We start from the raw sequence: 10,588 nt of genomic DNA, 5'->3' as shown, positions 1-10,588 counted from the left end.
TTTTTGACTTGTTTAATTCTCCAGTTTGTGTGTGAACTTCTGCTCTAATGCGGGTGCAAAAGTAGAAATCTTTTTCGTTCCCACAAGGCTTTTAGTTTCTTTTTTTTGCCTTTTTTTTAATCTTTTTTATAACTCATTGATAACAAGGTTTTAATGAAAAAAGTTTTTTTATCCTCACCCAACCTATTTTAAGCACAAGATCCCAACATAGTAGATTTACAAGGATAACACACAAACACAAGAACCTCTTGTTTATAAAAACAGTATTAAAAAACACATAAAAAAAGATCGAATCAACCAAACTGCATTAAAAACAGAATCGCTTTTAGCTCCATTTACAATCTCCGATACGCAGAAATGAATTTTGACACCTATATATAATAGGTATAGAAAAAGTTTTTACAGAAAAACCCAAATAAACAAAACAAAACAAAATAAAACATCACCCTAACTCTTTAATCAAAGTGCTTAATGGTTTTTGAATAATAAAACTTTTAGACTATAGATAATAGTAAAATTTCTTGTGACTAAACACCAATATTAAATCCTAATCTTTTTTAACATTATACCTTATATATATTGTATGGATTTTATTATTGGTATATATTTGCAACTTATAAATTTTAAACAATGATAAAAGTTACTTTACCCGACGGGTCGGTTAAGGAGATGGCTCAAGGAGTTACTCCAATGGATGTTGCGAAAAGCATTAGTGAAGGATTAGCTAGAAACGTGATTTCAGCTTCCTATAATGGTACCACTATTGAAACGACGACGACCTTAACGACGGACGGTACACTTATATTATATACGTGGAATGACAAAGAAGGTAAAAAAGCTTTTTGGCATTCGACTTCACATGTTATGGCGCAAGCTTTGGAAGAAATTTTCCCTGGAATTAAATTAACACTTGGACCTGCGATTGATAATGGTTTTTATTACGACGTAGATTTTGGTGATAAAAAAATTACGGATGCGGATTTCAAAAAGATTGAAGATCGTGTGTTAGAAATTTCGAGAGAGAAGCATGAATTTAAAATGCGTTCGGTTTCAAAAGCGGAAGCATTGGAGGTTTATAAAAATAATGAGTATAAAACCGAATTGATTTCGAACTTAGAAGACGGAACGATTACGTTCTGCGATCATTCGAACTTCTTTGATTTATGTCGTGGTGGACATATTCCGAATACAGGAATTATCAAAGCGATGAAAATTTTATCAGTGGCGGGTGCTTACTGGAGAGGTGATGAAAAGAACAAGCAGTTAACTCGTGTTTACGGAATTTCGTTCCCAAAACAAAAAGACTTAACAGATTACCTTGAATTATTAGAAGAAGCAAAACGTCGTGACCACAGAAAATTAGGAAAAGAATTAGAATTATTCCATTTTTCACAAAAAGTAGGTCAAGGTTTACCATTATGGTTGCCAAAAGGAGCTGCTTTGCGCGATAGATTAGAGCAATTCTTGAAAAAAGCACAGAAAAAAGCAGGATACGAGCAAGTAGTAACACCTCATATTGGAATGAAAGACTTGTATGTAACTTCTGGACACTATGCTAAATATGGTGCCGATAGTTTCCAACCAATTCATACGCCAGCAGAAGGCGAAGAGTTCTTGTTAAAACCAATGAACTGTCCACACCACTGTGAGATTTATAATGCAAGACCTTGGTCATACAAAGATTTACCAAAACGCTATGCAGAATTTGGAACGGTATATCGTTACGAGCAATCGGGCGAATTGCATGGATTGACTCGTGTTAGAGGATTTACACAAGATGATGCGCATATTTTCTGTACGCCTGATCAATTGGATGCTGAGTTTAAAAATGTAATCGACTTGGTATTGTACGTTTTTGGTTCGTTAGGTTTTGAAAACTTTACGGCTCAGGTATCAGTTCGTGACTTAGATAATCCAGATAAATATATTGGTAGCGTTGAAAACTGGGAAAAAGCAGAAAATGCGATTATCAGTGCAGCGAAAGATAAAGGATTAAATTATGTGATTGAAGCCGGAGAAGCAGCTTTCTATGGTCCGAAATTGGATTTCATGGTAAAAGATGCTTTAGGCAGAAGTTGGCAGTTAGGAACAATCCAAGTAGATTATAATTTACCAGAACGTTTCGAATTGTCTTATAAAGGTGCAGATGACAAGTTACATCGACCAGTGATGATTCACCGAGCGCCTTTTGGTTCAATGGAACGTTTTATCGCTATTTTATTAGAACACACTGCTGGAAATTTCCCAATTTGGTTGATGCCAGAACAGGCTATAATCTTGTCTTTGAGTGAAAAATATGAAAATTATGCGAAAAAAGTTTTAGATTTGCTAGAAAATCACGAAATTCGCGCCCTAATTGACAACCGAAACGAAACAATCGGTAAGAAAATTAGAGAAGCGGAAATGAACAAATACCCGTTTATGTTGATTGTTGGCGAGGAAGAAGAAAAAAACGGAACCATTTCAGTAAGACAACGCGGACAAGAAGGAAAAGGAAATATATCGGTTACTATTGAGCAATTTGCGGCAATAATAAACGATGAAATCAATAAAACATTAAAACAATTTTAAGTTTAACTAAAATCTTAAAGCCATAGCAATTAGAAACAACAGAGGTTTTCAACCTCGCGAAGAGAAAAAAGCAGCACACCGTATCAACAATTTGATCCGTGTTCCTGAAGTACGTTTAGTAGGCGAAAACATTGAGCCTGGAGTTTACAAAATAGCGGAAGCCCTTCGTTTAGCTGAAGAGCAAGAAGTTGATTTGGTAGAGATTTCTCCAAATGCTGAGCCACCCGTTTGTAAATTGATGGATTATGGTAAGTTTTTGTACCAACAAAAGAAGAGAGATAAAGAACTTAAAGCAAAATCTACTCAGATTGTAATTAAAGAGATTCGTTTTGGACCTCAAACAGATGAGCATGATTATGAGTTTAAGAAAAAGAATGCCCTTAAATTTTTACAAGATGGTGCTAAATTAAAAGCATTTGTATTTTTTAAAGGACGTTCTATTATCTACAAAGAGCAAGGACAAATTTTATTGTTACGCTTGGCTCAAGAATTGGAAGAATATGGTAAAGTTGAAGCCATGCCAGTTTTAGAAGGAAAACGTATGATAATGTACATTGCTCCTAAGAAAAAAGGAAAATAAGAGATTGCCCAGCAAACTCTTTTGAAAAATAATAAGTAAGATAGATTATAAATACAGGAAGAAAATGCCTAAAATGAAAACAAAATCTAGTGCTAAGAAACGATTCAAAGTTACTGGTTCTGGAAAGATCAAAAGAAAACACGCTTTTAAAAGTCACATTTTGACTAAAAAATCTAAAAAGCGTAAATTAGCTTTAACTCACGCTACATTGGTTCACCCAACAGATGAGAGAAGCATTAAACAACAATTAAATTTAATTTAATCGTTGTTGGTTAAAACAATTTAGTAACCCTGGAGTGGGCTGAACGAAGTACAAAGTATCAAGTTTATAAGTGTTGAGAAACCGCCTTACTGCAAAAAACATTTAAAATTATGCCAAGAGCAACAAATTCAGTAGCTACTAAAGCTAGAAAAAAAAGAGTATTAAAACAAGCCAAAGGTTTCTTTGGAAGACGTAAAAACGTTTGGACTGTAGCTAAAAACGCGGTAGAAAAAGCAATGGTTTATGCTTACCGTGATAGAAAACAAAATAAAAGAAATTTCCGTGCTTTATGGATTACGCGTATCAATGCTGGTGCACGTTTACATGGTATGAGTTATTCTCAATTTATGGGTAAAGTAAAAGCTAACAACATCGAATTGAACCGTAAAGTTCTTGCAGATTTAGCTATGAACCACCCAGCTGCTTTCACAGCTATCGTTAACAAAATTAAATAATTACGTCTAACTCAGTTTATCTTACTTATATATTAAACCCCGATGAAAATCGGGGTTTTTTATTTGGTGTAGTTTTGATTGAGGGCACGGAATACAATTCCGCGCTATCGGGTTTTATTTTTTAAAATGGTAATTCTTCATCTTTCCAAAAATCTTTCTTTGGCTTTGCTGGGATATTTTTCAAATATGATGTTATCAAATCTAAAATTTCTTTCGGCAAATCAATAATGTTTGATTCAATTTCAGTTTTTAATTTAACTTCTTTCGCATTTCCACCACTTGTTACTGCGGAAACTTCTGTAAAACCTCTTAATCCAATTTTTCTAACCGCAGATTCATATTTGTTAGACAAAATATTATCTATTTCTTTAATATCCTCCCAATCTTTTATATTGTTGACTTCAATATGTTCTTGCCACCCAACCATAAGTTTACCTCGACCAGTATCATTTAAATAATGAATTAAGATTAATTCCTCCGCTTTTAATTTTCCAGACAAAATATCATTTAAAAATTTTGAATATAAATCATCATTCTTTTCAATCTCTCTTTGTAATTCACCGATGGTTTTCTCAATATTATTTTCATTGATAACAGGAGTTTTGGCTTCAACTTCTTTTGGATTATCAGTTGTTGGTAACTTAAGAGGAATAATTGTCCTCGAAGATTCACTAACTATAGACTCAATTTCAGATAAATACTTTTTAACTTTTTGGTTAATAATAACTGATTTTTTTGAAATATTGAAATATGCTTCTAGGTGCTGAATAAATGAAAATAATCTTTCTTCATCATTTATATAAAAACCAATTTCTCTTGGATCAATAGCACCTTCTCTAAACTCCTTACTTGAAAGATCAAAATTAGGAGTAAATAACATTGCATGTTCATTTTCAATTACCCATGCAGCTCCCATTTCATTCAGACATGCAATACTTGAATAATATTCTTTTGAAAGTAAATATATTACAAACGGTTTCTCGGTAATTTGAGATTTCAACCAATTAAATATATTCTGTCCTATTGGAATTCCATAAGCAGTATTACTTGTAAAAACGATTTCATCTTCAGTTATTCCGATTCCTCTGAGCAACTCAACTAGTGCATTACCATAATCTTTATTTGCGGAAGAATGAGATATAAATATTTTCATCTATTTGCGGGTTTTCTTTTTTAAGTCTGTTTGGCAAAAATTACCTCTAACTCGTTCATATAATCACATATATATATAACTCTATAATTGTAATATTCAAATATAAGAAATTTAATTCAAAACATTAAAACCTCCTAAAACACAATCATTCTTTATTCCCCAGGATTCAATACCTTTACACTTTAAAAACAATACCTTGAATACAACCAAAACCATAACCGGCTTTCATCCGAAAAACAAACACCACGGCAAATACGATTTCAAAACTTTAATTGCCGCTAATCCTGATGTAGCGCCATTTGTTGCTGTAAATGAATTTGGCACCGAAACGATTGATTTTGCGAATCCTGATGCGGTGAAAATGTTGAACAAAGCCTTGTTGTTGCATTTTTATGGTTTCAAAAATTGGGATATTCCAAAAGGATTTCTTTGTCCGCCTATTCCTGGACGCGCGGAATACATTCATCAAGTTGCCGATGTTTTAGCAGATACGTATGGAACAATTCAAACGAAACATAAAATTCGCATTTTAGATGTCGGAATTGGTGCGAATTGTATTTATCCAATCATTGGTGTATCGGAATACGATTGGCGCTTTGTGGGTAGCGAAGTCGACAAACAAGCTTTTGAAGCGGCTCAGGAAAATATCAATTCGAATCAAAAATTAAAAGAAAACGTTACGTTGCGATTGCAAACTTCAAAACGTAATATCTTTAAAAATATCATTCTTCCTGAAGATCAATTTGATATGACGATTTGTAATCCGCCTTTTCATAGTTCGAAAGAAGAAGCAAGCAAAGGCACGATTCGCAAAAACAAAAACTTAGGTATTGAAGATTCGAAAAAACCTACGTTGAACTTTGGTGGTGTAAATAACGAGTTGTGGTGCGAGGGTGGCGAACTCACCTTCATCAGCAATATGATTTATGAAAGTGTACATTTTAAAACACAAGTGAAATGGTTTTCGTCGTTAGTTTCTAAAAAAGATAATTTAAAAACATTACTTTCACATCTCAAAAAAGTAAAAGCAACTTACCAAATTACAGAAATGAAACACGGTAATAAAGTGAGTAGAATTTTGTTTTGGACCTATAAAGATTAAATTATGAAAGAATTAAACGACCTATTAAATAACTTACACTCGGAAATTTCATCTTTTCACAAAGTCAATCTAGCAGTTTCATCGGGAAGTGTGGGCTGGCATATTGCACATAGTTTAAAAACGATTGACCAAACTGTAATGGCTTGTAAAAATTCAAATCCAACGGAGTATCAATGGCATTTTAATTTCAAACGCTTTTTATTTTTAAGTATTGCTAAAAAATTTCCAAGAGGAAAAGCAAAAGCTCCAAAAATTGTACGTCCAGAAGGTGACATTTCTCCTGAAACTTTAGCTTTGAGTTTTGAAAAAGTGAGAGCGAATTTAAAAAATTGGGAAAGTTTGGATACAAATGTTCATTTTCCTCACCCTTTCTTTGGAGATATTAACAAGAAGGAAACAGAAAAATTCTTAGTATTACATACCAAACATCACTGGATGATAATCAAAGATATTTTGAAATAACTAAATTATGTCTTTAACTTTTTCTTTCTAGCCGCAGGAAACAAGACATTATTCAAAATCAAACGATAACCAGGCGAATTAGGATGTAAATCCAAAACCGTTGGGGCATCTCCTACTCTATGTTGGTAATCTTCTGGATCATGACCGCCGTAAAAAGTAAACATTCCTTTTCCTTTAGTTCCGTGAATGTATCTCGCTTCTCCATTGATTTTACATTCGCCCATGACTAAAATATTAGATTTTATTTTATCGGCAGCAAAAGCAGTAGTCTGCCCCATAAAACCTTTAACCAATTGGGTGTGGTTTTGACACAACATTGTAGGAATGGGATCCCATTTTGCAGAATATTCCATTAAAGTAAAATAATCTTTATCCATTGTAAAAACTCCTTTACCATGCTCTTCTGTTGTATCAATATCCGAAAATTCATAAACTATGGGATTACGTACCAAAGCATAATCCTTGAAGGCAAATGTATTGGAATAATTAATTAAAGATTGATAATTTGGTGCCGATGCATCTCCATCAAACATAGGCTCACAAATATCAACTCCTTCAGCGGAAAGTGCGATATCAAAACTATCAGTGGCCGAACACATAGCAAACATAAAACCGCCACCAATAACAAAATCTCTTATTTTTAATGCAACCGCTAATTTCTGTTCAGAAACTTTAGTATAACCCAACTTCTTAGCTAGTGCCTCAGATTTTTCTTTTTGTTCAATGTACCAAGGGGTATTTCTATAACTTCCAAAAAATTTACCATACTGTCCTGTAAAATCTTCATGATGCAAATGCAACCAATCGTATAGTAACAATTGATCAGACAAAACTTCTTCGTCATAAATTTCCGTATAAGGAATCTCAGCATAAGTAAGAACTAAAGTTACAGCATCGTCCCAAGGTTGCTTACCTTTAGGGGTATAAACGGCAATCTTAGGCGCTTTTTCCAAAACTACTGTTTCCATATTTTGAGATGGTGAGCTAATATCTTCTAAAATTAAATTGGTAGCTGCATCAGACAATACCTCAAAAGTAACACCTCTAATTTGACATTCTTTTCTAACCTCTGGCGCATCAGGCAAAAGAAACGAACCGCCTCTGTAATTTAATAACCAACTTACTTTATAACTTTTATCCAAAGCCCAATAGGTAATACCATAAGCTTTTAAATGATTTTGTTGCCCCTCAGCCTCCATTGGAAGTAATATAAAAGCAGCGAAACATTTATTGATAAAGAAAAATAAAGTCAGAAAATAAATTACTTTACGCATGGGTTCATATATTAAAATGGAACATCCGAATCGTCATCGTCGAATGAATTCATTGTACTACCAAAAGCTTCATTTGGTGTCGGCAAATTAGGGGTTATGAAAGGATTACTATCATCCAAATTCATTTTAGAGGGAAGGGAATCAAAAGGAGATCCAAAATCATCCAAATTATCAAACTTTCCTAAATTTCCAATAAATTTTAATCGAATATTGTCTAATCCTCCATTACGATGCTTAGCTACGATAAATTCTGCTTGACCCTGCGTTGGAGAACGCTCTTCATCATCCCACTCATCAATTTTATAATATTCTGGACGATAAATAAACGATACAATATCTGCATCTTGCTCAATAGCTCCTGATTCCCTTAAATCAGAAAGTAATGGACGTTTACTTGAACCACGAGTCTCTACGGCACGAGACAACTGTGAAAGTGCTATAACAGGAACATTCAATTCTTTAGCTAAGGCCTTTAAATTTCGAGAAATGGTCGAAATTTCTTGCTCTCGGTTTCCTCCTCCTTTTCCATTTCCTCCTGCCGTCATCAATTGAAGATAATCAATTACAATCATTTTGATACCGTACTGTGAGGAAAGTCGTCTTGCTTTGGCTCGCAAATCAAAAATCGATAACGAAGGGGTATCATCAATATATAATGGCGCTTTCTCTAAGTCTTTAACCTTAATTGACAATTGCTCCCATTCGTGTTTTTCTAATTTTCCTGTTCTTAATTTCTCAGAAGACAATCCAGTTTCAGATGAAATTAAACGGGTTATTAACTGTACAGAAGACATCTCTAAGGAGAAAAATGCAACTGGTGCACCATAATCGATAGCCATATTACGCGCCATCGATAACGTAAAGGCTGTTTTACCCATACCCGGACGAGCAGCTACAATAATTAAATCGGAAGGTTGCCATCCAGAAGTCAACTTATCTAAGTTGTGAAATCCTGTTGGAATACCACTCAACCCTTCTTTTCCTGCAATCTCTTCAATTCGCTTTTTAGCTTGAATAACTAAACTTTGTGCGGTTTCCGAACTTCGCTTAATATTACCTTGGGTAACTTCGTATAATTTTGATTCTGCTTTATCTAATAAATCAAACACATCCGTAGATTCATCATACGACTCTTCAATAATTTCACTTGAAATTTTTATTAGACTTCGTTGAATAAACTTTTGAAGAATGATACGGGAGTGAAACTCAATATGGGCAGAAGATGATATCTTTTGGGTGAGCTGAATCAAATAAAAATCACCCCCTGAAAGTTCTAATTTCCCATTTTTCTTCAATTGAGCAGAAACGGTTAATAAGTCAATTGGCTGGGTCTCATTAAATAGTTGTACGATCGCCTCAAAAATATACTTATGAGCATCTTTGTAAAAGGCATCTGGTTGTAAAATATCAATTACTTCATCAACCCCTTTTTTATCAATCATCATGGCACCAAGCACAGCTTCTTCTAGGTCTAACGCCTGAGGAGGTAGTTTCCCTTTTTCCAAATTGATAATCGTAGTTTTATCTACTTTTATCGGGTTCATATTTCTGACATTTTCCATATTGCTAAGGTACTCTTTTTTTATAAAATTTTAAATGGAGTTCTTAATACCACTATGTTAATAACTTTAAAATTTTGTTGATAAGGCAAAAAAAATCCGAAACTTAAGGCTTCGGATTTTTTTAATAATTTTAAAATAAGTGATTACTCTTTGAATTCACCCATTCTACTATATTTATCCATTCGTTGTGCCACTAATTCTTTTGTTGATAAATCTTTTAAATCAGCATAAGCTTGCGTAACATATTCTGAGACTGTTTTGAAAGTGGTATCTTTATCATAGTGAGCACCACCCAGTGGCTCTGGAATAATATCATCAATTAACTTCTGTTTTTTCATGTCAAATGAAGTTAATTTTAAAGCTTCTGCAGCTTGCTCTTTATATTCCCAACTTCTCCACAAGATTGAAGAACAAGATTCTGGTGAAATTACAGAATACCATGTGTTTTCTAACATAAATACTTTATCCCCAACACCTATTCCTAATGCACCTCCTGAAGCGCCTTCACCAATAATCACAGATATAATTGGAGTCTTCAAACGAGCCATTTCAAAAATATTTCTTGCTATTGCCTCTCCTTGCCCACGCTCCTCTGCTTCTAAACCTGGGTAAGCTCCCGGAGTATCAATTAAGGTTAAAACAGGAATATTGAACTTTTCGGCCATTTTCATTAAACGAAGTGCCTTTCTATATCCTTCCGGATTGGCCATACCAAAGTTTCGGTATTGACGCATTTTCGTATTAATTCCTTTTTGCTGACCGATGATCATGAACGATTGCCCATTGATTTGACCAAGTCCTCCAACCATTGCCTTATCATCCTTGAAGTTTCTGTCTCCAAAAAGCTCTAAAAAAGTCCCATTAGTGATATTAGCAATATATTCTAATGTATAAGGGCGACTAGGATGACGTGATAATTGAACCCGTTGCCAAGCCGTTAGGTTTTTGTATATTTTTTTCTTGGTTTCTTCTAACTTCTTCTCAATTTGCTTGCAAGTATTAGACACATCAACATCTGATTCTTGACCTATGATTTGACATTTATCTAATTGGTCTTCAAGCTCTTTTATAGGTAATTCAAAATCTAAATATTCCATAATTGGTTTATTTGGGTTTGTGTTTGTTGTTACAAAGATAAAATTTTCAATTAACTTTGGTAAATTTATG

General features: G+C 33.9%; 10 protein-coding genes. 6 read left to right on the top strand and 4 right to left on the bottom strand.

All coding sequences use genetic code 11. From position 1 onward, the window contains the following. The first annotated feature begins 630 nt into the window (after positions 1-630). From thrS to rplT, 4 genes are all read left to right on the top strand, one after another. On the top strand, positions 631-2,571 hold the full coding sequence (thrS, locus tag BUE95_RS13415; RefSeq protein WP_073585374.1) for a threonine--tRNA ligase: 1,941 nt from the start codon (positions 631-633) through the stop codon (positions 2,569-2,571). 28 nt (positions 2,572-2,599) lie between these two features. Beyond that, positions 2,600-3,151, top strand: coding sequence for a translation initiation factor IF-3 (infC, locus tag BUE95_RS13410; RefSeq protein WP_073585372.1), 552 nt, complete (start codon positions 2,600-2,602; stop codon positions 3,149-3,151). A 64-nt stretch (positions 3,152-3,215) separates the two neighbouring features. Continuing rightward, positions 3,216-3,413, top strand: coding sequence for a 50S ribosomal protein L35 (gene rpmI / locus BUE95_RS13405; protein ID WP_073585370.1), 198 nt, complete (start codon positions 3,216-3,218; stop codon positions 3,411-3,413). A 110-nt stretch (positions 3,414-3,523) separates the two neighbouring features. After that, the gene (rplT, locus tag BUE95_RS13400; RefSeq protein WP_073585368.1) at positions 3,524-3,868 is read left to right on the top strand and encodes a 50S ribosomal protein L20; all 345 of its coding nucleotides are present in this window, start codon (positions 3,524-3,526) and stop codon (positions 3,866-3,868) included. 121 nt (positions 3,869-3,989) lie between these two features. Here the strand turns inward: rplT and BUE95_RS13395 are convergent, their stop codons facing one another. Next, complete coding sequence (locus tag BUE95_RS13395) at positions 3,990-5,021, bottom strand: toll/interleukin-1 receptor domain-containing protein (protein WP_073585366.1); 1,032 nt, start codon at positions 5,019-5,021, stop codon at positions 3,990-3,992. A gap of 196 nt (positions 5,022-5,217) precedes the next feature. Here BUE95_RS13395 and rlmF point away from each other — a divergent pair, with 196 nt between their 5' ends. Both rlmF and BUE95_RS13385 read left to right on the top strand, forming a co-directional pair. After that, positions 5,218-6,123, top strand: a complete 906-nt coding sequence (rlmF, locus tag BUE95_RS13390; protein ID WP_073585364.1) for a 23S rRNA (adenine(1618)-N(6))-methyltransferase RlmF — start codon at positions 5,218-5,220, stop codon at positions 6,121-6,123. Positions 6,124-6,126: 3 nt separating this feature from the next. Further along, positions 6,127-6,585 (top strand): DUF1569 domain-containing protein, encoded by a 459-nt coding sequence (locus BUE95_RS13385; RefSeq protein WP_073585362.1) that lies wholly within the window; start codon positions 6,127-6,129, stop codon positions 6,583-6,585. Positions 6,586-6,590: 5 nt separating this feature from the next. Here the strand turns inward: BUE95_RS13385 and BUE95_RS13380 are convergent, their stop codons facing one another. From BUE95_RS13380 to BUE95_RS13370, 3 genes are all read right to left on the bottom strand, one after another. Next, the gene (locus tag BUE95_RS13380) at positions 6,591-7,859 is read right to left on the bottom strand and encodes an asparagine synthetase B (RefSeq protein WP_073585360.1); all 1,269 of its coding nucleotides are present in this window, start codon (positions 7,857-7,859) and stop codon (positions 6,591-6,593) included. Between the two features lie 11 nt (positions 7,860-7,870). Continuing rightward, positions 7,871-9,421 (bottom strand): replicative DNA helicase, encoded by a 1,551-nt coding sequence (gene dnaB / locus BUE95_RS13375; RefSeq protein WP_073585358.1) that lies wholly within the window; start codon positions 9,419-9,421, stop codon positions 7,871-7,873. A gap of 143 nt (positions 9,422-9,564) precedes the next feature. Continuing rightward, positions 9,565-10,518 carry an acetyl-CoA carboxylase carboxyltransferase subunit alpha gene (locus tag BUE95_RS13370; protein WP_073585356.1) on the bottom strand — a complete coding sequence of 318 codons (954 nt, stop codon included), beginning with the start codon at positions 10,516-10,518 and terminating at the stop codon, positions 9,565-9,567. Between the last annotated feature and the right edge of the window lie 70 nt (positions 10,519-10,588).

This window comes from Flavobacterium cucumis (assembly GCF_900148835.1).
Classification (GTDB): Bacteria; Bacteroidota; Bacteroidia; order Flavobacteriales; family Flavobacteriaceae; genus Flavobacterium; species Flavobacterium cucumis.
Note: the sequence above shows the minus strand (reverse complement) of the source record. Positions and strands in the feature narration are given on the sequence as shown.